Genomic DNA, 25,182 nt, shown 5'->3' with positions numbered 1-25,182 from the left:
AGTCTCAGGCGGCCTTGCTGTGGTGGCGCGGGCGACGCGCCGTGATGTCGACCACCGGCGTGTGGTTGCGCCCGCCGGCCTCGAAGGTGAAGCGCGCCACCAAGGTCTGCAGCGCGCTCGCCATCGCCGCCAACTCCTCGGCGGCCTGACGCGTGTTCTGCACGCCCTGCGCGGTGCTCTGCGCCGCCGACGACACACCCGTGATGGTGCTGGCGATGTCCTTGGCGCCCACGGCGGCCTGCTCCACGTTGCGCGCAATCTCGCTCGTGGTCGCGGCCTGCTCCTCCACCGCCGAGGCGATGGTGCCGGAGATGTCGTTCAGCTGGCGGATCACGGCACCGATCTCGCCGATGGCGGACACGGCACCCTGCGAGTCACCCTGGATCGCCTCAATGCGGCGCGCGATGTCCTCCGTCGCCTTCGCCGTCTCCTTGGCCAGCTCCTTCACCTCGTTCGCGACGACTGCGAAGCCCTTGCCCGCCTCTCCGGCGCGGGCTGCCTCGATCGTCGCGTTCAGCGCCAACAGGTTCGTCTGCTCGGCGATGCTCGTGATGACCTTGATGACGGCGCCGATCTCCTGCGACGAGGCGCCGAGCTGGGTGACGGTCTGGTTCGTGCGGTCCGCCGTGGCGACCGCGCCCTGCGCGACCTGGGCTGCCTGCGCGGCGTTCGAAGCGATCTCCTTAATGGACACGCCCATCTCCTCGCTGCCCGAGGCCACCGTCTGCACGTTGCGCGAGACCTCCTCGGCAGCCGCCGAGACCATCCCGGACTGTTGCGAGGTCTGCTGGGCGTTGGCGCCCATCTGGGTCGAGGTCGCCGAGAGTTCCTCGGATGCCGCGGCCAGCGCCTGCGCGTTCTCGGCGATCTGCCGAATGCTGTCCTGCATCGCGGTCGCCGCCGCGTTGATGGCGGCCTTCATCTCGCCGAACTCGTCCTCGGAATCGACGACGGCGCGTGCAGTGAGATCGCCCTGTGCCACGCTCTGCAGGGCCCGTAGCGCCTCCACGAGGGTTGTCGTTGCCAGCCGGGCGATGAAAAGCCCACCGAGGACAGAGGCGATGAAGGCCAGCGCCAGCAACAGCGATGCGACGACCGTGGCGCGCTTGGCGAGCGCCGTGTTGTCGCGGGCCAACTGCTCTCCGCTCGTCGCCAAAGCGGAGGCGAGGGCCGTCAATTGCCGCGCGAGGGCCCCGGCGGTCTCGTCCACGTCCGCCCGCGCCTGCTCAGCCTCGCGCACGCGACCCGCCGACGCAAACTCCAGCAGCCGCTCCCGTGCCGGGACCCAACTGTCGTGCGCCTGCCGCACGGCGGTCACTGCCGCCTGGTCGGCGCTGTCGAGTTGCAGGGCGTCGAGGCGCGCCAAGGCCAACTTGGCCTGCGCCGCCTCGTCGTGCGTGCGATCCACGGCGGCACGGCGACCGCTCGCCGTCGTCTCGAGCAACACGCTGCGCATATGGATCCGTGCCACGTGGACGTGGTCGATCAGCGACATCGCCTCCGCGTACGGCTTGACGACGCTCGTGAACATATACGTGTCCGCGTCGTCGATCTCCCACATACTCCTGATGGCGAAGGTGCCGGCGAAGGCGCCCGCCGCAGCCACGATGGCGAAGCTGCCGATCAGCTTGGGCCGGATGCGGATGTTCTTGAACCACTGCAGCATTGGAGAGGCGTTCCGGAGTAAGGGTGTGGTCCTACAGGATGCTTCGAGGTTGGTCCTGCGACGAGTCGGGTCTCGCGGCCGCTCAGGCGGCCGCGAGTTCAAGCACGCGGTCTACGTCCAGCTGCAACATCAGTTGTCCGGCAAACTTGAACGCGCCGGGGATCAGCTCACGCACCGAGGCCTGCACCGTCGACGGCGCCGGCTCCCAGTCATCCTGGTCCACCGAAAGCACGTCGCCGATCTCGTCGACCAGCAGCGCCACCGGCCCGTCCTCGGTCGTCACCACGACCGTCATCGGCGTGGCCTCGGCCTGGTACGCGCCCAGGTCCAGGCGCACGCGCAGGTCGAGCGCCGTCACGATCTGCCCGCGCAGGTTGATCAGGCCACGCACCACGGCGTCGGCCATCGGCACGGGGGTCATCGGCTGGTGGCGGATCACTTCCTGCACCCGCTGCACGTCCACGCCGAACAGCATCCCCTGCACTTTGAACGTTGCGTACTGTGTCACGCGACGGCCTCCAGGACGACGGGCGTCGGACGGCGGACTTCGCCGACCTGGCTCCCGACGATGTGATCAAGGTCCAGCAGGTCGGTCACGCGGCCCTGCACCGAGGCGGTGCCAACGAGTCCGCGTCCACCGCGCCCGCGCTGCACGTCGAGCTCCTGCTCGACGATGTCGATGATGCGGTCCACGATGAGTCCCACCGTGCGCCCGCCGTGCCGGTGGATGACCACCGGGATCTTCCCACGCGCCGCGACGTCCACGGCCTTGTGGCCGAACCACTCGGACAGCGAGATGAGCGGGATGATCTCGCCGCGGTACTGCGCCACCTGTCCGCCGTTCGAGAACTCGACCTGGTCGGCCGCCAGCTCCTCGAGGCGGCTGACACGGGCCAGCTCGACCGCCGCGCGGTCACGCTCGCCAACCTGCACCACCAGCAGCGTGCGCTGGTCGCCCTTGGCGGCGTTCTCCTCGTCGGCGCGGGTCTGCGCATCGCGCACCGCGCGATCGTCCACCACCCGGGCGTGCCGGGCGAGGCCGGGCACGTCAAGGATCAGCGAGACGCTGCCATCTCCCATGATGGTCGCGCCGGCATACGCGCCGGTGGACTGCAGGTGGCGGCCCAGCGGCTTCACGACGATCTCTTCCGTGTCGCGCAGGCCGTCGACCACGAGGCCGAACGTGCGGCCTTCCGCCTTGAGCACGACGATATTGAGCACGCGCCCCTCGAGCGACTGCTCCACGCCGCTGCCGAGCAGGCCGTCCAGGAACACCAGCGGCAACAGGCGACCGCGCAGGCGGTAGACCGGCGCACCGTGCAGGTGCTCCACCGCGGGCTCGCCCGCGACGCCAGAGACGCGCACGAGCTCCAGCAGGCTCACCTGCGGGATCGCGTAGCGCTGTCCGGCCGCCGTCACGACCAGCGCGGGGATGATCGCCAGCGTGAGCGGAATCTTGGTCCGCACCACGCTGCCCTTCCCGAACTCGCTCTCGATCGACACCGAGCCGCCGATGCGCTCGATGTTCGTGCGCACCACGTCCATGCCGACACCGCGGCCGCTGACGTTCGTGACCTTCTCCGCCGTCGAGAAGCCCGGCTCGAAGATGTAGCGCAGGATCTGCGCCTCGCCCATCGCCGACGCCGCCTCGCGCGTCACCAACCCACGGGAGATGGCCTTCTCGCGGACCTTGTCCACCGACACGCCAGCGCCGTCGTCACGCACTTCGATGATGACGTGGCCGCCCTCGTGGAAGGCGGTCAGGCTGATGGTCCCGTGCGCCGGCTTGCCGGCCGCTACACGGACCTCGGGCGACTCGATGCCGTGGTCGGCCGAGTTGCGGATCATATGCGTCAACGGATCGCCGATGGCCTGCAGGATCTGACGATCCAGCTCGGTCTCGGCGCCGTGCTGCTCAAGCTTCAGCTGCTTGCCGCTCATCTGCGCGAGGTCGCGCACCAGGCGCGGCAACTTGGTCCAGGCGCCGCCGATCGGCTGCATGCGCGTGCGCATCACCGCGTCCTGCAGGTCCGAGGTCACGCGGTTCAGGTGCTGCACGGCGCTCGCGGCGGCCGTGTCCTCGCGCTGGGCGGTCAGCTGCAACAGGCGGTTGCGGTCGAGCACCAGCTCGCCCACCAGCGTCATCAGGCGGTCGAGCAGGTCGACGTTCACGCGCAGGGAACTCTCGGCGAGGCTGCTGCGCACTTCCACGCTCGCGTCGGCACTCTCGGCGACGGGCGCATCGGGCGCGCGCGGCGCAGCAGGCTTCTTCGCGGCGACCTTGGCCGACGGACGCTCCTCGGAGCGAGCCGCCGCGGCCTTGGCGGACGGATGCTCGACGACCTTCGCGGACGGACGCTCGGCGACCTTGGCCGACTTCGCCTTCTTGCCCTTTCGCGTCGGCTCCGGAACGGGCGAACCCTCCGGCAGCGACGACGGCTCAGGGGCGGAGGGCGCGGCGTCACCGGTCAGCCAGGCCTCCAGGCGAGCGATGAGCACGGAGTCGTCTCCGGCCGGCTCCGCCTGCGTCTGCTCGAGCGCGTCCAGGATCGCCTTGATGACGTCGATGGCGGCGAGCACGTCGGTGATCAGCGCGTCGCTGACCCCGAGCTCGTTGGCACGTACGGCGTCGAGCACGCTCTCGGCCGCGTGCGCCACGCGCTCGAGACGGTCAAGCCCGATGAAGCCGCAGGTCCCCTTAATGGTGTGGATCGCGCGGAAGATGCGGTTGATCAGCGTCGGGTCGTCGGAACGCTGCTCCAGCTCGACCAGGTCCTGGTCCAGCTGCTGCAGGTTCTCGGCGCTCTCGGTCAGGAAATCGCGAAGCAGGTCATCCATGGGAATGGGCGGGATGAGGAAAAGGCCCGGTCGTACGGGCTCACCTTCGAAGGTCGGGTCGTGGGGGCCGAATCTTTACCGCTCCGGGCGGCGAACTCCGTCACGGCGTAACGACGGGCACTCAAGTTTTTCGGCGGGCGTCCGATAGGGACGCCCCGGAACGCGGACGGGGTCCCGCGCGCCCTTCGCGCGGGACCCCGTGCCGCACCACCAAGCCTTATGCGGCGCGGGCTACGCCAAACTCCGCCGCAGCACCGGCAGAGGGCAGCTCCACCACATCGGCCGAGCTTCCGCTCAGCCGGAAGTGCGAGACCAGCGTGCGCAGCGCCGCCGACATCGCGGCCAGCTCACGGGCCGCCTGCTGCGAGTCCTGCACGCCGTGCGAGGTGCTCTCCGCAGCCGACGCGACGCCGGAGATGCTCCCGGCGATCTCGTGCGCGCTCCGGGCCGCCTGTTCCACGTTGCGCGAGATCTCGTTCGTGGTCGCGGCCTGCTCCTCCACCGCCGAGGCGATGGTGCCGGAGATGTCGTTCAGCTGACGGATGACGCCGGCAATCTCGCCAATCGCACCCACCGCGCCCTTCGTGTCGCCCTGGATGGCCTCGATGCGGCGGGCGATGTCTTCCGTCGCCTTCGCCGTCTCCTTGGCCAGTTCCTTCACCTCGTTCGCGACCACCGCGAAGCCCTTCCCCGCCTCACCGGCGCGCGCGGCCTCGATCGTCGCGTTCAGCGCCAGCAGGTTCGTCTGCTCGGCGATGCCCGTGATCACCTTCACCACGGCGCCGATTTCCTGCGAAGAGACACCGAGCTGGGTGACCGTCGAGTTCGTGCGGTCGGCGGTCTGCACCGCGCTGAGCGCCACCTGCGCGGCCTGTGCGGCATTGCGGGCGATCTCCTTGATCGACACGCCCATCTCCTCGCTGCCCGAGGCCACGGTCTGCACGTTGCGCGAGACTTCCTCGGCGGCCGAGGACACCACGCCCGCCTGCGACGAGGTCTCATGCGCGTTGTTGCCCATCTGCGAGGCCACGGCGCTGAGCTGGTCCGACGCGGCGGCCAGGGCCTGCGCGTTCTTGTCGATCTGTTCCATAGAGTCGTGCATCGCCGAGGTCGCGCGGTTGAGCGCATCGCTCAGGCGGCCGAGTTCAGCCGAACCCGCGATCTCACTGCGCACCGTGAGGTCGCCCGAGGCCACGGCCTCCAACGCCTCGACGGCCTTCGCAATCGGGACGCCGATCTGCCGGGCAATCACCAAGCCAAGCAGCACACCGAGTAGCACGGCGAGAATGACCACCGCCGCCAGGGCGATGGTCGCGTTGCGCGCCAGCACTGAGTTCTCGCGGGCGATCTCGTCACCGCGACCACTGAGCGCGAACACCAGGTCGCTCTGCGCGGAGACCAGGGCCTCGGCTGCCGCGTCGAGCGACTCGGAGGCAAGGCTGGCGGCGGCGCTGCGCTTGCCGTCGCGCATCAGTCCGGCCAGCTGGTCCTTGACCGGCGCCCAGGCGTCGTGCGCCTGCTGCACGGCCGTCACCGACTGCTGCACGGACGAGTCAAGCTCGGCGCGTGCCAGCAGCGACAGCGACGACGACAGCAGCGATGCGGACTCCTCAAGGCCATCGAGCGCGTCCTGCGTCTCGCTGCCGGGATCCGCCATCAGGGTCATGCGGACGTCACGACGGGTGCGCTGCACGCCCTCGGCGACACCGAGCACGTCGGCGTACGGCGCCACGACGGTCTCGTACATCTTGGTGTCCGCCTGATTGAGCGTCCGGATGGCCCAGCTGCCCACCGCGCCCGACAGCACGGTGAGCGCGGCGACGACGGAGAACCCGATCGTGAGCTTGGTCTTGATCCGAAGGTTGGCAAACCACTGCATGGTCCTGACTCTCCTACACGTGAGGGGGAGGAGGCCCGCGTCGGCGATCTGGGCGCCAGACCGCGGCAACGAGGGCTCATTCCCCAGCTAGAGTCGGAGGGGGCGGGCAATACTTGAGGTGACGCTACGGCGGCGGGAAGGGGCTCAAGTTTCTCCGCGGGCTGCCGATATCCGCGCGCGTGAACAGTTGCGCGGCGGCGCGCTAGTCCCCGCGGTCGAGGGCCTCGCGCAGCGTCCCGACCAAGGTCGCCACCGTAAACGGCTTGCGCAGCCGCAAGGTGTGCTCATCGCGCAGTTCCCGGGGGTCCGACTCCTCCGGCGGGTGCGCCGAGGTCACGACCACGGGTAGGTTGGCGCGGTGGCGCCGCAGCCGGGCGACCAGTTCGCCGCCCGACATATGCGGCATCTGCAGGTCGGTGACCACGGCATCGATCTCATCGCGATGTTGCTCGAACAGCTTGAGCGCCGCAGGACCATCGCTGGCCTCAATGACGCGGAACCCCGCACGGGCGAGCACCCGCTGCGTCGTGGTCCGGACGGTCGCGTCGTCCTCGACCAACAGCACGCATCCGCCCTTGGCCTCGGGCGTGACCGGGCGAGGCGCGCTGACGGCCTTCGGCGCCTCCTGCTGCACGACGGGCAGGTACATCGCGAAGGTCGCGGGGCTGTCCGCCGCCGACTCCAGGAGCAGGTCGCCGCCGTGCTCACGCAGGACGGCCAGCGCGAAGGCGAGGCCGAGGCCGCTGCCGGCCGGCTTCGTGGTGAAGAACGGAGTCCACAGCCGATCCATCAAGGAGGCCGGGATTCCGGGACCCGAGTCGGTGATCGCCACACGCACGGCCTCGCCCTCGCCACGCGTCAGCACGCTGAGCGACACCGTGAGATGCCCGCCAGTCGGCATCGCATCGCGGGCATTGAGCACGAGACCCAAAAGCGCCTGCTCGAACTGCGGTCGGTCCACCGTGACCGCCACGCGATCCGGCGGCAGCTCGAGGTTCCAGTCAATCGTGGAGGGCAGCACGCGACGTGCGACCGCGGTGAAGGCCCGCAACACCTCGCGCAGGTCGAACGTGGCGCGCTCGGAGATGCGCTCCGCCGTGAGGTCCAGCAGTCGCCGCGTGAGGTCGCTGGCGGACAGTGTCACGCGCAGGATCTCGTCCGCGTCGCCACGTCGCGGATCTGCCTCGGGTAGGTCCTCCGAGAGCAGCGACGCCAGCCCGCTGATGGCCGCCAGCGCGTTGTTGAACTCGTGCGCGAGGCCGCCGGCGAGATGGCTGAGCGCCTCGCGACGCTGGGCGAGTCGCAGGGTCTCCTCGCGCTGGCGGAACGCGCGCGCCACCTGGTCACCGGCACTGATGTCCTCGACCAGCTTGAGATACAGGTGCTTGCCCGCGTCGGCGTAGCGCAGCGCGGTCACGACCACGCGCACCCGCGTCTCCGAACCGTCGGCGTGGCGCAGGCGCCGGTTGCCGCTGTAGCCGTGCCGCCGACCCGCACGCAGGTCATCGAGTCCGGCGTCAGACTCCCCCAGTTCCGGCTGCACGAGCGCGCGCGCTGGCAGGCCGACGCAGTCCTGCACGGAACGCTGCGCGAGGGCCGCGAGGGCCGAGTTGACGAATCGGATACGGCCGTCTCCGTCCATTAGGAGGATCGGGAGTGGCAGGCGCTCCAGCTCGCCCTGCAGGCGCTCGAGGTCGCCGCCCTCACGCGTGCCGGCGCCCTGCTGGCCCGCACGTCGTTCGCCGAGCACCGCCTCGTAGGTCATCCACTGGGACAGGGCGCGGGGCTCACGTCGGCCCCACGGCAGCCCCGACGCCCGGCCGATGAGCAAGGCACCAACCGGGACACCGTGGCTGATCAACGGCATGGCCGCCGCACTACGCCATCCCAACGCCTCCACGTCCTCGTAGCCTTCCGTGCTCTGCTGCGCATCGTCGATGAAGACCGGGTCCCCAGCCAGCAGTGCGGTGTCCACGAGTGTCCGGTCAGGATGGATACGCTGCGTTGGTTCCTGACACGCATACGCGCCACACCAAGTGATGCCAGCAGCGTCCCGTAGCGCGACAATGGCCGCATCCGCGCGCAACAGCAGAGCCCCGTGCTCCGCCATCTGCTTGCAGAGCTGCGTGCCGGGGATGCCGTGCACGCGTCGGAATGCCTCCAGGGCGGCCGGGCGCCGGGGATCAGCCAGCAGGGCAGCGCGGCGCAGTGCCGCGGAGGGGGACGAGGACTTGGATGGCATCAAAAGGGTGACACGGACTTAACCATTGGCCTGACGCGCCGACACTGAGGCTATCTCACCCCTGGAACCATGTCACCTGCCGCGCATGCCGCTGCGTCGTCCAACCATAGTAGTATCGGCAGCGCGCCGCCGGGCGACCCATCCGGATCGCCGGTCGCAGCGGGGCGCGGCGACGCGCTCTCGGACGCGACCAACGGCTGGCGGCTGCACGACGAGCTGGCGCCCGTCATCGTCTACGAGCGGGGCCTCGACGGCAGTGGCGCCTACGTCTCCGGCGCGATGGAGCGCATCCTCGGACACTCGCCCGACGAAGCGGCGGCCCGCGGGCTCGCCTGGTGGCTGGAGCAGGTGCACGAAGAGGACCGCGGCGTGGTCCGTTCGCGCATCGGCCCGGCGCTGCCTGGCCGCACACGCGAGTGGTCGCTCGACTATCGCGTCCGTCGGGCCAGCGGCGAGTACGCCGTGGTCCACGACCAGGGCCGCGTCATCGAGGCCACGGCGGGCCACGGCGCCCGCGTTGTCGGCGTGCTCACGGACGTCACGCGACTCCGCGCGATGGAGCAGCGCCTCCAGCACTCGCAGCGCCTCGAGATCGTGGGCCAACTCGCGGCCGGCGTTGCGCACGACTTCAACAACGTCCTCACGGCCATCGGCGGCTTCGCCGACGTGCTGCTCGAGGAACCCGCGCTCGGACTCACCCCGCGCGACGACGTCGAGCAGATTCGGCTGCTCGTGGCGCGCGCAGCCGGACTCTCGCGCAACCTGTTGGGACTCGCGCGACGCCGTGAGGACAACCGGATGCGCCTCGTGGATGTCGGCGCGCACCTGCAGCGCCTCAAGCCCACGTTGCGCGTGCTCGCCGGTGCATCCATCGACCTGCGCGTCGACGCCGAACCCGTCGAGCTCTCCACGGCCATCGACCCCGGGATGCTGGACCAGGTGGTCCTCAACCTCGTGCTCAACGCGCGCGACGCTTCGCGTCCGGGCGGACGCATCGAGGTCGCCGTCGCCGCCGAGCTCGACGGCGATGAGCCCCGTGTCCGTCTCTCCGTGCGGGACAACGGATCGGGCGTTCCCGCCGAGGTCCGCGCCCGCGTCTTCGAACCGTTCTTCACCACCAAGGGCGAGCGCCGTGGCACCGGGCTCGGCCTCTGGTTGGTGCGCGAGATCGTGCAGGGCGTCGGAGGGCGCATCGCCCTCGACAGCCAGCCAGGCGAGGGTACCGTCGTGAGCATCCATTTCCCCGCGATTCCCGAGCCGCCGTCCGGCGACGCCGCCGTCCCCGCGACTCGTGCCCCACACGACGCGCCGGGCCTGCGCGTCCTGCTGGTCGACGACGAACCCGCCGTGCGCTACGTGACCCGACGGCTGCTCGAACGCAATGGCTTCCACGTCGATGACTGTGACTCCGGCCATCGCGCCATCGCGGAGCTCGAGGCGCGTCGCGGCGAGATCGACGTCGTGGTCACCGACTTCCATATGCCCGGCATCTCCGGCACCGACCTGCTGCAGCGCCTTCGCGACCTCGCGCCCGAGGTGGGCTGCGTGGTGTTCTCCGGCGTGGCGGATCGCTATGCCGCGGTCATCACCGAGCCCGGCGTGATGAGCGTGCTGGCCAAGCCCTGCGAGACCTCCGTGTTGGTCGCCGAAGTGAACCGGATGGCCAGCGGCACGGTCGACCGACGGCGAGCCGCCTGAGCCCCGCGTCACGAAATGATAACGCGCCCAGTTCCGCTTCAGCGTTCCTCGCTGTTGCCGACACTGCTCCTCAAGTCCCAGACCACCCCAATCCCTACGACAATGACCTTCCGCACGCTCCGTCTCTTCATCATCGCCCTCGCCGCCGTCCTCACGCCGTCGCTCGCGACCGCCCAGGGCGCCATCGTCGCGCAGTCCGACCTCGACACGCCGCCGCGTCTCGCCTCGCAGGAAATGACCGCCCGCATCCTCGCCCGCTCGTATCCGCCCGCGCTCAAGCGCCAGGGCATCACGGGCAACGTCGAGCTCGAGTTCGTCGTCGACGAGTCCGGTCGCGTCGAAGGCCCGTCGGTCAAGGTTGTCGAGTCCACGAACCCCGAGCTGGCCGACGCCGCCAAGTCGGTGATCGAGGAGATTCGCTTCCGTCCGGCGCAGGCCGGTGGCAAGGCGGTGCGCACCGTCGTCACGCTGCCGATCACGTACAAGTAAGTCGCGTTCCGCGCGGCACCGGCCGGGGCTACCTTTTCGAAGGTGAGCCCCGGCCTTGTGCTTTCCGCCATTGAGCGACGCCGTCCCGCGCGGCGCACAGAACCCTCGCACCGGTCCCCGTGCTGAGACTCCTCGTCCAGGGCACGCTCGTGCTCGCCACGCTCGCGGCCGCCGTCGCCCTCTATCTGCTCGTCTGGCCCGTGCCGGTCTCCCCGGTGGCATGGGAGGCGCCCGATAGCCCCGGCTACGTCGGCGTCTTTGCGACCAACGACGTACTCGCGCGCGCGGATTCGCTGACAACGCTCGGTGAGAGCGGACCCGAGGCCATCATCGCGGACGCATCGGGCCGTCTCTACACCGGGACCTCGGATGGTTGGATCATCCGCTACGACAGCGGTGGTGTGGCACCGCAGCGCTGGGTGCGAACTGGCGGCCGCCCGCTGGGCATGGCCTTCGACAGCACGGGCACACTATGGTGCGCGGACGGCGCGCTCGGCCTGATTGCCATCGCGCCGGACGGCAGCCTGCGCGTCGTGGCCACCGAGGCCGACGGCGTGCCGATCGGGCTTGCCGACTATGTGGACGTGGCGCGCGACGGACGCGTGTACTTCTCGGACGCCACGACCAAGTTCGGCAGCTCGCACGGCCACGCCCTCGAGGCCAGCCTGCTGGAGATCCTCGAGCACCGCGGCAATGGCCGCCTGCTCGAGTATGACCCGAGCACGGATTCCATCCGCGTGCTGCTCGGCGGCCTGGTCTTCGCCAACGGCGTGGCGCTGACGCACGACGACTCGGCCGTGCTCGTCACCGAGACCGGCAGCAACCGCGTCCTGCGCGTCGAGCGGCTTGGTCCGGGCCGCGGGGCGGTCACGACGCTGATCGATGCCCTGCCGGGGTTCCCCGACAACATCACCCGCGGTGAGGACGGCAGGTACTGGATCGCCCTCGTCTCACCGCGTAACGCGCTCGTCGACCGCCTCGCGCCGTATCCGTTCCTGCGTAAGGTCGTGCGGCGACTGCCGGATGCGATCCGCCCTGCGCCGGTGAACTACAGCCACGTCGTGGCGGTGAACGACTCCGGCCGCGTGCTCGCGTCGTTGCAGGATCCCGATGGGCACTTCCCGATGCTCACGCACGCGCTCGAGCACGACGGCTGGCTCTACCTCGGCAGCCTCTCAGCCCCACACGCGGCGCGGCTGCGCTGGCCCGACGGCCGCTAGTCGCGACGCGATCGCCCGCCGGGACGTCAGCGGCGCGGCATGACGTCGCTAGAGCCGCGCAATCCCCGGCTGCCCGTGCGTCAGCCGCCAACGCGTCGCCGTCGTCACCGGCACACCGGGCCGCGACACATACGGCACTTCACGATACGTGGCCTCCCACGAGTCCGCCGCAACGTCGTTGACGAAGTAGCCGCGCCAGGCCGAATGCCACTTCAGATGGGGATTCTCGCCCATCGACTCCGGCACGCCGCGCCACTGCGCCTCGCCGTCCCCGCCTGAGGATATCGACGTGCCGACGAACTCGGCCGCCACGACGTCGCGGCCGGGACGATCAAAGCCCGCGGAGAGTTCGTTCACCCAATTGGAGTGGATGTCGCCGGTCAGCACCACCGTGCGGTTCTTCGCGCGCTCCCCGATCGCGCGCAGCACCCGGTCGCGTTCACGCGGATACCCGCTCCACTGGTCCATGCTCAGGTCCACGTCGGCCCCGACCGCGCGGTCCCAGGGCGCCATCATGATCTGCTGCGCCAGCACCTGCCAGCGTGCACGTGAGCTTCCCAGCCCATCCGTGAGCCAGCGCTCCTGCGCCGCACCCATCAACCGCCGCTCGCCGGAATCCCAGTCGCCGCAGGGCACCACGCGCATCCCGTCGCCACAGGCTTGGTCGTCACGGTACTGCCGTGTGTCCAGCACCCAGAAGCGCGCCAGGTTGCCCCAGTCGAACGCGCGCGTGATGGTCAGGTCGGCCCACGAGCGCGCGCGTGGGACGCGCACGGGCTGATTCTCCCACCAAGCCTGGTAGCCCGCCGCGCGACGCGCCCGCATCTGCTCGACCGACTCCATCCCGTTCTCGCCGGCGTCGCCGGCGTAGTTGTTGTCCACCTCGTGGTCGTCCCAGGTGACGATCCAGGGACAGGCCGCGTGCGCCGCCTGCAGGGCCGGCTCGAGCTTGTACTGCGCATAGCGTGCGCGATACTGCTCCACGCTGCGGACCTCCGTCGTCGCGTGGCGCCGGATGCGGCCTTCGGCGGGTCCATACTCGTAGATGTAGTCGCCGAGATGCGTGACCAGGTCGCAGCGCTCCGCGGCGAGATGGTCGAAGGCGGTGAACAGGCCCTGCTCGTAGTTCTGGCAGGACACGGTACCAAATCGCAGCGGTGTCGCGGCCCCGGCTGTCGGTAGCGTGCGCAGCCGCCCCACCGGACTCAGCACGTCGTTCAGCACGAACCGGTAGAAGTACCAGCGGTCCGGCTCGAGGCCGTCCACGTCGATGTGCAGGCTGTAGCCAAGTTCGGGGGCCGCGGTGGCGCGGCCCTGCCGCACGATCTTGGTGAAGGCCTCGTCGTCGGCCACCTGCCAGCTCACGATCGTGCGCAGGCCACTCATCCCGCTGTCGGGCTCGAACGGCGACGGGGCCAATCGCGTCCACAGCACCGCACCGGCCGATGTCGGGTCCCCGCTCGCCACGCCGAGTGAGAACGGATAGTCCGCGAGCCGCGGTCGCGCCGTGAGACGCCAGTCGTTCGGGAGGCCCGCGCAGAGGATGGCGTAGCGGGAGAGGTCGGCAAGAAAGAGTCGGCGGTCCATGCACAGACGCTCGCGCCAATCGGGCGCGCCGGCAAGTCGGGCAGGTCACGACCTCGCAACGGGCGGGTCGCTGTCGGCGATGGTATGTTTGCCCGATGCACGGTCTCATCGGCCGCATCACGGCCACACCCGGCCAGCGCGACGCGCTCATCCGGATCCTGCTCGATGGCGTCAGCGGCATGCCCGGTTGCCTCAGCTATGTCGTGGCCGAGGACCCATCCAACGCAGATGACATTGTGATCACCGAGGTCTGGGAGAGCGCGGAGGCCCACAAGGCCTCGCTCGGGCTGCCCTCGGTGCAAGCTGCCATCGCCAAGGGCCGACCGTTGATCGCCGCGTTCGCGCCAGGAACCATTACCAAGCCCGTGGGTGGCCACGGGCTGGCTCGCTAGCCACAACCGTTCACCCCCACAAGGATCGTCGTATGCGTCGCTCCATCGCTCGCTTTGCCCTTGCCGCGCTGCTCCTCGCGCCCGCGTCACTCGCCGCCCAGACCGGCGAAGCCCTCATCCGCGAGGTCGGCGGCACGCCCGGCATCACCGACCCAACCTTCCCCGCGCCCAAGGACCTCATCTACAAGATGGCCTGGCACGTGACGGTCGGGCCGGAGAACGCGGGCGATCGCGTCGCCGGCTTCGGCTCGCCGGCCAACTTCTTCCGCCTGATGGACGTCAACGGCGTTGCACGCACGAACGTGAAGCTGGCCATCATCGTGCACGGCACGGCCACGCCATCGCTGCTCAACAACGCGGCCTACAAGGCGCGCACCGGTGCGGACAACGGCAGCATCGCGCTGCTCACGGCGTTGCACGAGGCCGGCGTGCAGATCATCGTCTGCGGCCAGGCCCTGATCAACCGCAACGTGCCGCGCGACCAGCTGCTGCCCTTCGTGAAGGTCGCGACGACGGCGACCAGCGCGCACGGCATCCTCGCCGCGCAGGGCTACACGGTCATTGGGCAGTAGGCGGGGCGGATCCCAGTGCGGCCCAGTCACGCTTCTCATCGGTGACTGGGCTGAGGATCCAGCGCGAGATCAGCACCATCCCGAGCAGCACCAGCACGCCGATGCCCTGCCCCGTCGTGGGCGCCATGCCGAGCTTGCCGATGAACAGCCAGGCCACGAAGGCCCAGATGCCCGGGCCGATGATGGCGCTGAAGCGGCCAACCATCCCGTACAGGCCGTAAAACTCCCCGATGCGATGCGGCGGCGTGAGGCGTAGCATCAGCGGGCGGTCCGCGCTCCAAATGCCGCCCAGCGCCACGCCAGCCATCGACGCCACGAGGAAGAGCAGGTTGGCGCTCAAGCCAAGCAGGCCAATCGCCGCCGCCAGCGCAAAGGTGGCCAGCCAAAGGGTCAGCACGCGGTTCAGCGTCGCCTTGGGCCCGATACGATCCACCATCGCCCCCCACACGAACCCACCGATCACCGCGAAGCTGATGGCGAACAGCATCACGAATCGGGCCTTCGCCTCGCCCGCCGCGGTCTCCAGCCCACCGGCCACCGCGATGTTCACCGTGTACAGCGTCATGATGCTGATAACGGTATTGATGGCGTCGGTATAGAACACGCGCCCAACCAGGAAACGGATCAGCCCCGGGAACTCCCGCCCGCCGCGCAGCGTGCGCAGCGTCTCGCCCGTGGACTCCTTGATCATCGCCCAGCCGAACACGGGTCGCGGATTTGGGTTGCCGCGCTCGTGCACGAACAGGAAGCACGGAATCGACAACGCAAGGAAGGCAATCGCGATGGCCGTGAACAGGAAGGGCTTGTCCGCCGACTGCGGCAGGAAGCCGATGCCCACCGCGAAGTAGGAGCCGAGGTAGCCGATGCCGACGCCGATGCCGGAGATCCTGCCGCGATTCTCCTCGGTGGTCACCTCGGGCAATAGCGCATCATAGAACTGCAGGCCGGCCTGGTACGCGGCGTTCGCGAACACGAAGGCCAGCATGGTCATCCAGTAGCCCGTGCGCGCGAGGGTCGCCGTGAGGAGCACGCAGATGACGGTGCTCACCACAAGAAACGGCATGCGCCGCCGCGCCCTGTCGGTCATGGCCCCCAGCAGCGGGCTGATGACGAAGATGATCCCCATCGACACGGCCGTGATGATCCCATACACGGTGTCTGCCCGCTCGGCGCCCACCTCGTCGCGCACCCAGAGCGAGAAGTACAGCGACACCACGCCCATCGAGAAGATGGTGTTGGCGAGGTCGTAGAGGATCCAGCTCGAGACGGCCCGTTTGGGGATGACCCGGTCGGTTGTCATATGGGGCTGGAATCTCCCGGCCTTTTTGTGGCGCCGCTAGGGTCGGGGCTTGGACGGATCGTGTTGATTGCCACAGAGGCACAGAGGCACAGAGGGGTCGGAACGCACGTTGGCCTCTGTGTCTGATCCAACTGCAACTTCTTTGGGGGCTCGGGGGACGGATCTTTCCGCCAAGCCCCCTTCAGTTCCAAGGAAAGAAGACACAGAGACCTCGGCTCGCACGAATGCCCTCTGAGTCTCTGTGCCTCTGTGGCAAAGCAGTTCCCAGCCTCAAAGCGAAACCCGCCCCCTGACCACGAAGGCCAGGGAGCGGGTTCGAAACAAAGCAGACCGAAGAGCTACTCCTCGTCCGGCAGCGGCGCCAGCAGAGAAGCATCCGCCTCGGCAGGCGCCGAGAGGAACGACTCCGGCAGCGCGCCGAACCCACCGAACTCCGGCGCCGGCATCGGCGGCGGCTCGATGTCCATGTCCACGTCCGAGTACCGGTACATACCGGTGCCGGCCGGGATCAGGTGGCCGATGATGATGTTCTCCTTCAGGCCCAGCAGGTTGTCCTTCGCGCCGCGGATCGCCGCATCCGTGAGGACGCGCGTCGTCTCCTGGAACGAGGCCGCCGAGATGAACGACTGCGTCGTCAACGAGGCCTTCGTGATGCCGAGGAGCAGCGGCTCCGACGAGGCCGGCTTCTGCTTCTTCTTCTTGGCCTTGTCGTTCGCCTCGCGGAACACCGACTTGTCCACGTGCTCGCCCTCGAGGAACTCCGTGCTCCCCGGGTCCATGATGCGGACCTTCTGCAGCATCTGGCGCACGATCACGCCGATGTGCTTGTCGTTGATCTTCACGCCCTGCAGGCGGTACACCTCCTGCACTTCGTTCAGGAGGTACTCCTGCACCGCGCGCGGGCCCTTGATCCGCAGGATGTCGTGCGGGTTCACCGGGCCCTCGGAGAGGCGGTCACCGGCGCGCACGCGGTCGCCCTCGTGCACGCGCAGGTGCTTGCCCGACGGCACCTCGTACAGCTGCGGCTGCTGCCCCTCGTCGATCGAGTTGTTCGCATCCAGCGGCTGGACGAAGATCTCGCGCTTGCCGCGCTTGATGTCGCCGAAGCGGACCACGCCGTCGATCTCGGAGATCGTCGCCGGATCCTTGGGCTTGCGGGCCTCGAACAGCTCGGCCACGCGGGGCAGACCACCCGTGATGTCGCGCGTCTTGTAGGCCTCGCGCGAGATCTTGGCGATCGTCTGGCCCGCCGCCACGTCGGCGCCGTCCTCGATGATGAGCTGCGCGCCCACCGGGATCACGAAGTCGCGGACCTTCTTCTCCTTGCCGCCCTTCGTCTGCCAGATCTCGATGTGCGGGTGCAGCTTCTTCTCGCGGTCCTCGATGACCACGCGCTGGCGGAGACCCGTGAGCTCGTCGAGCTCCTCGGAGATCGTCTCCTCCTCCACGAGGTCCACGAACTTCACCACGCCCGTCACGTCCGCGATGATCGGGTTCGTGTACGGGTCCCAGGTGAAGATCGTGTCTTCCTTCTTCACTTCCACGCCGTCCTCGACCATCAGAATGGCGCCCAGCGGCACCTGCAACCGGGCCATCACCGGCGCGTTCTTGTCCTTCGTCGCGCGGATGAACAGCTCGCCCTCATAAGAGGTGACGATCTGCTGGTTCTCCGGGTTGGTGACTTTCACCAGGCGGTCGCCGTACTCCACCACGCCCGCCACCTTCGACTTGCGCGCCGTCTGCTCCGCGATGCGGGCCGCCGTGCCGCCGATGTGGAAGGTGCGCAGCGTCAGCTGCGTGCCCGGCTCACCGATGGACTGCGCCGAGATGATGCCCACCGCCTCGCCCAGGTCCACCATCTGCATGGTGGCCAGGTTGCGGCCGTAGCACATCCGGCAGAGCCCACGCTTGGCCTCGCAGGTGAGCACGGAACGGATCTTCACCGTCTCGATGCCCGCCTCCTCGATCCCCGCGGCGGTCTCCTCGTTGATCATCTGGCCGGCCTCGACCAGGAGCTGCGGGCGCCCGGCCTCGTCGAGCAGCTGCGGATCGACCACGTCGTCCGCCGCCACCGTGCCGACAATGCGCTCGGCCAACGGCTCGATGATGTCCTCGCCTTCCTTCAGCGCGCCGATGTCCAGGCCCATCACGGTGCCGCAATCCTCCTCGGTCACCACCACGTCCTGGGCCACGTCGCAGAGGCGGCGCGTCAGGTAACCCGCGTCGGCCGTCTTGAGCGCCGTGTCCGCCAGACCCTTACGGGCGCCGTGCGTGGACGAGAAGTACTCGAGCACCGAGAGGCCTTCACGGAAGTTCGACTTGATCGGGTTCTCGATGATCTCGCCGATGCCGCCTGTGAGCTTCTTCTGGGGCTTCGCCATCAGGCCGCGCATGCCGGCCAGCTGACGGATCTGGTCGCGGCTACCACGCGAACCGGAGTCGAACATCATGAACACCGGGTTGAAGCCGCCCTGCGACTCGCGCATGCGCTTCACCATCGCGTCGGCGATGTCGTTGTTGGCGTGCGTCCAGGTGTCGATCACCTTGTTGTAGCGCTCGCCGTTCGTGATGTTGCCCGTCTGGTACGCCTTCTGGAAGCGCGTCACGCGCGCCGTGGCCTCGTCCAACAGCGTCTCCTTCTCCGCCGGGATCTCGAGGTCCTCGATCGCGATCGACACACCACCACGGGTCGCGTTGCGGAAGCCGAACTCCTTCAGGCGATCCAGGAACGCGACCGTCTCGGCCAGCCCCGCCTTGCGGTAGGACTCGAAGACCAGCTCGCCGAGCTTCTTCTTCTTCATGTCGTGGTTCTGGAACGGCAGCGCCGCCGGCACGATGCCGTCGAACAGCACGCGGCCAGCCGTCGTCACCACCCACTGCGCGCCGTCCTCGTGCCGCGCCAGATACTTCACCGGCGACTGCACGTTGATCTGCTGCAGGGCCAGCGCCATCTCCACCTCGGCCGCCGAGCCGAAGGCGCGCAGCTTGGCCTGCGCCTTGGCGTCCTTCTGCAGGGCGTCGAAGCCCGACGGCGCCTTGGTCGCGAAGTAGCAGCCCAGCACGATGTCCTGCGAGGGCTCCGCCACCGGACGGCCGTCCGAGGGCTTCAGGATGTTGTTCGAGGACAGCATGAGCACGCGGGCCTCGAGCTGCGCCTCGTACGAGAGCGGCACGTGCACGGCCATCTGGTCACCGTCGAAGTCGGCGTTGAACGCCGCGCAGACGAGCGGGTGAATACGGATGGCCTTGCCCTCCACCAGCACCGGCTCGAAGGCCTGGATGCCCAGGCGGTGCAGCGTCGGCGCACGGTTGAGCAGCACGGGATGGTCGCGGATGATCTCCTCGAGGATCTCGAAGACTTCCGACGACTCGCGCTCCACGATCTTCTTGGCGCGCTTCACCGTCTCCGCAATGCCCTTCTCCACCAGCTTGTGGATGATGAACGGCTTGAAGAGCTCCAGCGCCATCGCCTTCGGCAGGCCGCACTGGTGCAGCTTGAGCTCCGGGCCCACCACGATCACCGAGCGGCCCGAGTAGTCCACGCGCTTGCCGAGCAGGTTCTGGCGGAACCGGCCCTGCTTGCCCTTCAGCATGTCGGACAGCGACTTGAGCGGACGCTTGCCGCGGCCACGGATGGCCTTGGAGCGACGCCCGTTGTCGAACAGCGCGTCCACCGCCTCCTGCAGCATGCGCTTCTCGTTGCGCAGGATGACTTCCGGCGCGCGGTGCGAGATGAGCTTGGTCAGGCGGTTGTTGCGGTTGATGACGCGGCGGTACAGGTCGTTCAGGTCGGAGGTCGCGAAGCGCCCGCCATCCAGCGGCACCAGCGGCCGCAGGTCGGGCGGAATCACCGGGACCACGTCCATGATCATCCACTCGGGCTTGTTGCGGAGGCCCGACTGGTCGCCGGAGTTCCGGAACGCGTCGACGATCTTGAGGCGCTTGAGCATCGCCTTCTTCTTGTGCTGCGACGTCTCGTCGACCACGGCCGCGCGCAGCTCCTCGGCGACCTTGTCCACGTCCAGGCGACGCAGCAGCTCGCGCACCGCCGGCGCGCCGATGTCGGCCAGGAAGGCGCTGTCGCCCTCTTCCTTGGCCTTCATGCGCAGCTGGAGGTACTGCTCCTCGTCGAGCAGGTCGTTCATCTTGACCTCCTGCTCGCCGGGGTCGATGACGACGTACATGCTGTAGTAGATCACCTTCTCGAGGTCACGCAGGGTGAGGTCGAGGAGGTTGCCCATCGGGCTGGGCAGGGTCTTGAAGAACCAGATGTGCGCCACCGGCACGGCCAACTCGATGTGGCCCATGCGGTCGCGGCGAACCTTGCTCAGCGTCACCTCGACGCCGCAACGGTCGCAGATCACGCCACGGTAGCGGATCCGCTTGTACTTGCCGCAATGGCACTCCCAGTCCTTCACCGGGCCGAAGATCTTCTCGCAGAAGAGGCCATCCTTTTCCGGCTTGAACGACCGGTAGTTGATGGTCTCCGGCTTGGTGACCTCGCCCCAGGACCACCACGAACGCAGGCCGGCCATCTCCAGCCGCTCACGCTCCTTGGAGTCCTTGGGACCGCGGATCTCCTCGGGCGAGGCGATGCGGACCTGGATGTAGTCAAACGCGCTGGCGCTCTTTTCGCGCACGCTGCGGAAATCGATCATCGGTTACTCCTCCGACCCGGCGCCGAGTAGACCACCCTCGGCGTGCGAGTCCATCGTGACGTGGATGCCCAGCGCCTGCAGCTCCTTCACCAGCACGTTGAACGACTCCGGCGTGCCCGGCTCGGGGAGGTTCTGCCCCTTCACGATGGCCTCGTACACACGCGAACGGCCGTTCACGTCGTCCGACTTCACCGTGAGGATCTCCTGCAGGGTGTGTGCGGCACCGTAGGCCTCCAGCGCCCACACCTCCATCTCACCGAAGCGCTGGCCACCGAACTGCGCCTTGCCCGCCAGCGGCTGCTGCGTGACGAGGCTGTAGGGGCCGATGCTCCGGGCGTGGATCTTGTCATCCACCAGGTGGCTGAGCTTGAGCATGTAGACCTGGCCCACCGTCACCGGGTTGGTGAAGGTCTCGCCCGTGCGCCCGTCGCGGAGCCGGATCTTGCCGCCCGGCATCATGCCGCCGGCCGTCATCAGCTCGCGCGCCGCCGCGTCCACGTCGGCCTCGCTCTTCTTGCCCAGCATCGCCGACAGCGCCGGACGGCCCAGCTGCTCCAGCAGCTCAGCGTCGTCCATCGCCGCCTTCTTCTGCAACTCCTTCAGCGCCTTCTTGAGTTCCGACTTCTCGGCTGCCGAGACGCCCTCGGCGTCCTGCGCGGCCTCGTGGTGCGCCACTGCGTGCTCCGTGGCCACCCGCTCGCGCGCGGCCAGCTCCTTCGCCGCCGCCACGAGGTAGTCATAGATGCGCTTGTGCACGTCCTTCGCGGTCGCCGACATGCCGCGGCCGTTCAGGTCGTTCACCGTCGCGTCGGCCAGCAGCTCCACCTTGTTCAGGTGCGCCACTTCCGGCCGCAGGTCCGTGACGATGGCCTTCAGCTCCTCGGGCGTCACGCCCGGGGCCGAGGTCTCCAGCGCCAGCGACCCGCGCACCCACTCCAGACCGGCGATGCGCAGCGCCAAGCCGATCTCACGCTCCGTGGCGCCCTGGAACACCGGCGTCTTGGCGTAGAAGCCGAGGATCTTCGCCGCCCACCCAAGGTGGGTCTCGAGGATCTGGCCCACGTTCATGCGCGAGGGCACGCCCAGCGGGTTGAGCACGATGTCCACCGGGGTGCCGTTCGGCAGGAACGGCATGTCTTCCTCGGGGACGATGCGGGCCACGATACCCTTGTTGCCGTGGCGGCCGGCCATCTTGTCGCCCACCGAGATCTTGCGCTTCTCGGCGAGGTAGACCTTCACCAACTGGATGACGCCCGGGGGCAGCTCGTCCGGCTTGAGGATCTGGTCGATGCGCAGCTCCGCGCGCTCTTCGATCTTGCCCTTCACCTCGTCGGCAGCCTCGATGATGCGGCGGACTTCCTCGTTGACCTTCTTGTTCTCGACGCGGAAGGTCTTGAGGTCCAGCGTGGCCAGGCGCAGGCCGTCGAGCACGTCCTTCGTCAACTCCGTGCCCGCCGGGATGGCCTCCTCGACCGTGCCGCTCTGCAGCGCCAGGGCGACCTTCTGGCCCTCCAGCAGCGCCTTGATCTCCTCGTCGCGCACGTCGTTGACGCGCACCTTCTCCTCACCCTCGAGGCGGCGCACGTCGCCGATCCGCTCGCCGCGGTCCTTCTCGACGACCTGGTCCTCGATGCGCGAGAAGATCTTCACGTCGATGACCACGCCCTCGACGCCCGGCGGCACCTTGAGCGACGAATCCTTCACGTCCTTCGCCTTCTCGCCGAAGATGGCGGTCAGCAGCTTCTCTTCCGGCGAGAGCTCCGTCTCGCCCTTCGGCGTGATCTTGCCGACGAGGATGTCACCCGGGCGCACATGGGCGCCGATGCGCACGATGCCGCGCTCGTCGAGGTCCACGAGGGACTCCTCCGACACGTTCGGGATCTCGCGCGTGATCTCCTCCTGCCCGCGCTTCGTGTCGCGCACGTGCAGCTCGTGCTCCTGGATGTGGATCGACGAGTACACGTCGTCCTTCACCAGGCGCTCGGACAGCACGATGGCGTCCTCGAAGTTGTGGCCGTACCACGGCATGAAGGCCACCGTCACGTTCGAGCCCAGCGCGAGCTGGCCGAACTGCGTGCCGGCACCGTCGGCGAGCACCTCGTTCTGCTTCACCTTCTGGCCGACCTTCACCAGCGGACGCTGGTTCAGCGCCGTGTCCTGGTTGGTGCGGCGATACTTGCGGAGCTTGTAGCGGTCCTGCGCGGCGAGCCGCTTGAGCGGCGCGTCGGCGTCCTTGTTGGCGCCCTTGGTCTGGCCGGCGTCGACGATGATCTCGTCGGCCGTCACGCGCGTGACGACACCGGCGCGCTTGGCGATCACCACCGCGCCCGAGTCCGTGGCCACCTTCTCCTCGAGGCCCGTGCCTACCAGCGGCGTCTGCGGGTTGAGGAGCGGCACGGCCTGGCGCTGCATGTTCGAGCCCATCAGCGCGCGGTTCGCGTCGTCGTGCTCAAGGAACGGAATCAACGCCGCGGCGATGGAGACGAGCTGCTCCGGCGCCACGTCCATATAGTCGATCTTCGACGGCGCCATCAGCGGCACGTCGCCCTGCTGACGGCAGAGCACGAGGTCGTTGATGAAGGTGCCATCCTCGTTGAGCAGCGCGTTGGCCTGCGCGATCACCGCCTCTTCCTCGCGGTTCGCGTCCAGCCAGGCGATCTCATTGGTCACCTTGCCGTTCTTCACCACGCGGTACGGCGTCTCCACGAAGCCGAGGTCGTTGACCCGCGCGAAGCAGGCCAGCGACGTGATGAGGCCGATGTTCGGGCCTTCCGGCGTCTCGATGGGGCACATGCGCCCGTACTGCGAGTAGTGCACGTCGCGGACCTCGAAGCCCGCGCGCTCGCGCGTCAGGCCGCCAGGTCCCAGCGCCGACAGACGGCGCTTGTGGGTGAGCTCGGCCAGCGGGTTCGTCTGGTCCATGAACTGCGAGAGCTGCGACGAGCCGAAGAAGGCCTGGATCACCGCCGAGACGGTGCGGGCGTTCACGAGGTCGTCCAGCGAGATCTTCTCGCTGTCCTGGTTGATGCTCATGCGCTCCTTGACCAGGCGCGCCATGCGCGACAGGCCGACGGAGAACTGGTTGGCGATCAGTTCGCCCACCGAGCGGATGCGGCGGTTGCCCAGGTGGTCGATGTCGTCCACGTGGCCGCGGCCCTGCTGCAGCTCCACCAGGTAGCGGATGATGGCGATGAAGTCCTCGGTGGTGAGGACCGTGTGGCTGGCCGGCGTGTTGAGGTGCAGGCGCTGGTTGATCTTGTAGCGCCCGACGCGGCCGAGGTCATAGCGCTTCGGCGAGAAGAACAGCCGCTCCAGCGCCTGCTTCGCCGTCTCCTTGTTCGGAGCGTCGCCCGGCCGGAGCAGCGAGTAGATCTGCTTGAGCGCCTCGTCCTCCGACTTGGTCGGGTCCTTGGCCAGCGTGTTGCGGATCAGCGTGCTCTCGGCGCGGCCCGAGGCCACGAAGCAGGAGACCTTGGCGACCTCCAGCTTCCGCAGCTTGCGGACCAGCGTGACGTTGAGCGACTGCCCCGGCTCGGCGACCACCTCGCCCGTGGACGGATCCACGACCTCGAGGGCCACCGTGCGCGGCGACGGGCGCTCCTGGCGCTCGAAGGCATCGAGCTCCTCGCGCACGTCCACTTCCTGGTACGAGGCGAAGACCTTGATCTTGTCGATCTTCTGGCGGCGGAGGCGGTTGAACACCTCTTCCGTCAGCTCGTCGCCCTGCTTGACCAGCATGGCCGCCTCGGCGCGCTCGCGCGCCTCGCGGGCCTTCTTGGTCTCCTTCTTGGCCTTCTTGCCCGGCTCCGGCGCCGGCATCTCGACCTTCTCGCCCTCGAGCTCGATGTCCTCGGCGATGATCGCGCCGATGACCTCGCGGTCGCGGCCTTCCTTGCGCTTCGTGATGTCCAGCTCACGGACGCCGAAGAACAGGCGGTAGATGTCCGCGTTGTTACCGTAGCCGAAGGCGCGGAGCAGCGCCGTGGCCGGGAACTTCTTCTTCTTGTCGATGTGGACGAAGATCACGTCGTGGATGTCCACCGTGAACTCCACCCAGCTGCCGCGGAAGGGGATGATCCGCGACGAGATCAGGCGCTGCCCGTTGGGGTGCGTGCTCTCCTCGAAGACCACGCCCGGCGAGCGGTGCAGCTGCGAGACGATCACGCGCTCGGCGCCGTTGATCACGAAGGTGCCGAGGTTCGTGAGCAGGGGCAGCTCGCCGAGGTAGACCTCCTTCTCGATCTGGTTCTTGAGGCGCTTCTTCCCGTCGACCGGGTTCTCCTCATAGACCGTGAGCACCAGCGTCGCCTTGAGCGGCGCCGAGTAGGTCATGTCGCGCTCGATGCACTCCTCGACCGAGTACTTGGGCTCGCCGAGGGTGTAGCGCTTGAAGTCCAGCGAGAAGTTCTCGTGGACGTCGGTGATGGGGAAGAGATCCTTGAAGACGCGCTCGAGTCCGACGTCCTCGCGGTTATGCGCCGCGGCGTCGAGCTGGAGGAGCGACTGGAAGGCCTGCGTCTGGATGTCGAGCAGGTGCGGCATCTGCATGCCGTGCTCGAGCTTTCCGAAGGAGATCTGCGTGATCATATCGACCTGGGCGATGGCCCAAAGACAGGCGAAAACCGCCCCGTCCCCGCCCGG

The 25,182-nt window shown here is 68.4% G+C and carries 14 protein-coding genes; 5 read left to right on the top strand and 9 right to left on the bottom strand.

Annotation, left to right across the window (positions count from 1 at the left end):
- Positions 1 to 4: 4 nt before the first annotated feature.
- The 5 genes from KF709_10270 to KF709_10250 form a co-directional block, all read right to left on the bottom strand.
- Positions 5 to 1,666 (bottom strand): methyl-accepting chemotaxis protein, encoded by a 1,662-nt coding sequence (locus KF709_10270; GenBank protein ID MBX3174785.1) that lies wholly within the window; start codon positions 1,664 to 1,666, stop codon positions 5 to 7.
- An 82-nt stretch (positions 1,667 to 1,748) separates the two neighbouring features.
- Entirely contained in the window at positions 1,749 to 2,174 is a 426-nt protein-coding gene (locus KF709_10265; GenBank protein MBX3174784.1) for a purine-binding chemotaxis protein CheW, read from the bottom strand.
- A complete protein-coding gene (locus tag KF709_10260) occupies positions 2,171 to 4,504 on the bottom strand; it encodes a chemotaxis protein CheW (protein MBX3174783.1) in 2,334 nt (777 codons plus the stop codon). Before KF709_10260 ends, KF709_10265 begins: the two co-directional genes overlap by 4 nt.
- 217 nt (positions 4,505 to 4,721) lie before the next feature.
- On the bottom strand, positions 4,722 to 6,383 hold the full coding sequence (locus tag KF709_10255) for a methyl-accepting chemotaxis protein (protein ID MBX3174782.1): 1,662 nt from the start codon (positions 6,381 to 6,383) through the stop codon (positions 4,722 to 4,724).
- A 202-nt stretch (positions 6,384 to 6,585) separates the two neighbouring features.
- Positions 6,586 to 8,625 (bottom strand): response regulator, encoded by a 2,040-nt coding sequence (locus KF709_10250; protein ID MBX3174781.1) that lies wholly within the window; start codon positions 8,623 to 8,625, stop codon positions 6,586 to 6,588.
- A 69-nt stretch (positions 8,626 to 8,694) separates the two neighbouring features.
- Here KF709_10250 and KF709_10245 point away from each other — a divergent pair, with 69 nt between their 5' ends.
- The 3 genes from KF709_10245 (at position 8,695) to KF709_10235 (ending at position 12,032) form a co-directional block, all read left to right on the top strand.
- Entirely contained in the window at positions 8,695 to 10,323 is a 1,629-nt protein-coding gene (locus KF709_10245) for a response regulator (GenBank protein ID MBX3174780.1), read from the top strand.
- Positions 10,324 to 10,425: 102 nt separating this feature from the next.
- Positions 10,426 to 10,812, top strand: a complete 387-nt coding sequence (locus KF709_10240) for an energy transducer TonB (GenBank protein MBX3174779.1) — start codon at positions 10,426 to 10,428, stop codon at positions 10,810 to 10,812.
- A 119-nt stretch (positions 10,813 to 10,931) separates the two neighbouring features.
- The gene (locus tag KF709_10235) at positions 10,932 to 12,032 is read left to right on the top strand and encodes an SMP-30/gluconolactonase/LRE family protein (protein ID MBX3174778.1); all 1,101 of its coding nucleotides are present in this window, start codon (positions 10,932 to 10,934) and stop codon (positions 12,030 to 12,032) included.
- Positions 12,033 to 12,080: 48 nt separating this feature from the next.
- Here KF709_10235 and KF709_10230 read toward each other — a convergent pair whose 3' ends face one another.
- Complete coding sequence (locus KF709_10230) at positions 12,081 to 13,619, bottom strand: alkaline phosphatase D family protein (protein ID MBX3174777.1); 1,539 nt, start codon at positions 13,617 to 13,619, stop codon at positions 12,081 to 12,083.
- 95 nt (positions 13,620 to 13,714) lie between these two features.
- Here KF709_10230 and KF709_10225 point away from each other — a divergent pair, with 95 nt between their 5' ends.
- On the top strand, positions 13,715 to 14,011 hold the full coding sequence (locus KF709_10225; protein ID MBX3174776.1) for an antibiotic biosynthesis monooxygenase: 297 nt from the start codon (positions 13,715 to 13,717) through the stop codon (positions 14,009 to 14,011).
- Between the two features lie 32 nt (positions 14,012 to 14,043).
- Positions 14,044 to 14,583: a DsrE family protein gene (locus KF709_10220; protein ID MBX3174775.1), complete on the top strand. Its 540-nt coding sequence runs from the start codon at positions 14,044 to 14,046 to the stop codon at positions 14,581 to 14,583.
- On the opposite strand, the gene KF709_10215 is transcribed toward KF709_10220, so the two are convergent.
- The 3 genes from KF709_10215 to rpoB form a co-directional block, all read right to left on the bottom strand.
- On the bottom strand, positions 14,570 to 15,883 hold the full coding sequence (locus KF709_10215) for an MFS transporter (GenBank protein ID MBX3174774.1): 1,314 nt from the start codon (positions 15,881 to 15,883) through the stop codon (positions 14,570 to 14,572). The two genes, KF709_10220 and KF709_10215, sit on opposite strands and share 14 nt — an antisense overlap.
- A 338-nt stretch (positions 15,884 to 16,221) precedes the next feature.
- Entirely contained in the window at positions 16,222 to 20,541 is a 4,320-nt protein-coding gene (gene rpoC / locus KF709_10210; GenBank protein MBX3174773.1) for a DNA-directed RNA polymerase subunit beta', read from the bottom strand.
- A gap of 3 nt (positions 20,542 to 20,544) precedes the next feature.
- Positions 20,545 to 25,125 (bottom strand): DNA-directed RNA polymerase subunit beta, encoded by a 4,581-nt coding sequence (gene rpoB, locus KF709_10205; protein ID MBX3174772.1) that lies wholly within the window; start codon positions 25,123 to 25,125, stop codon positions 20,545 to 20,547.
- Positions 25,126 to 25,182 lie beyond the last annotated feature (57 nt).

Source organism: Gemmatimonadaceae bacterium (assembly GCA_019637445.1).
GTDB lineage: Bacteria > Gemmatimonadota > Gemmatimonadetes > Gemmatimonadales > Gemmatimonadaceae > Pseudogemmatithrix.
The sequence above is the reverse complement of the archived record's forward strand: the minus strand, read 5'-3'. Positions and strand labels throughout refer to the sequence as shown.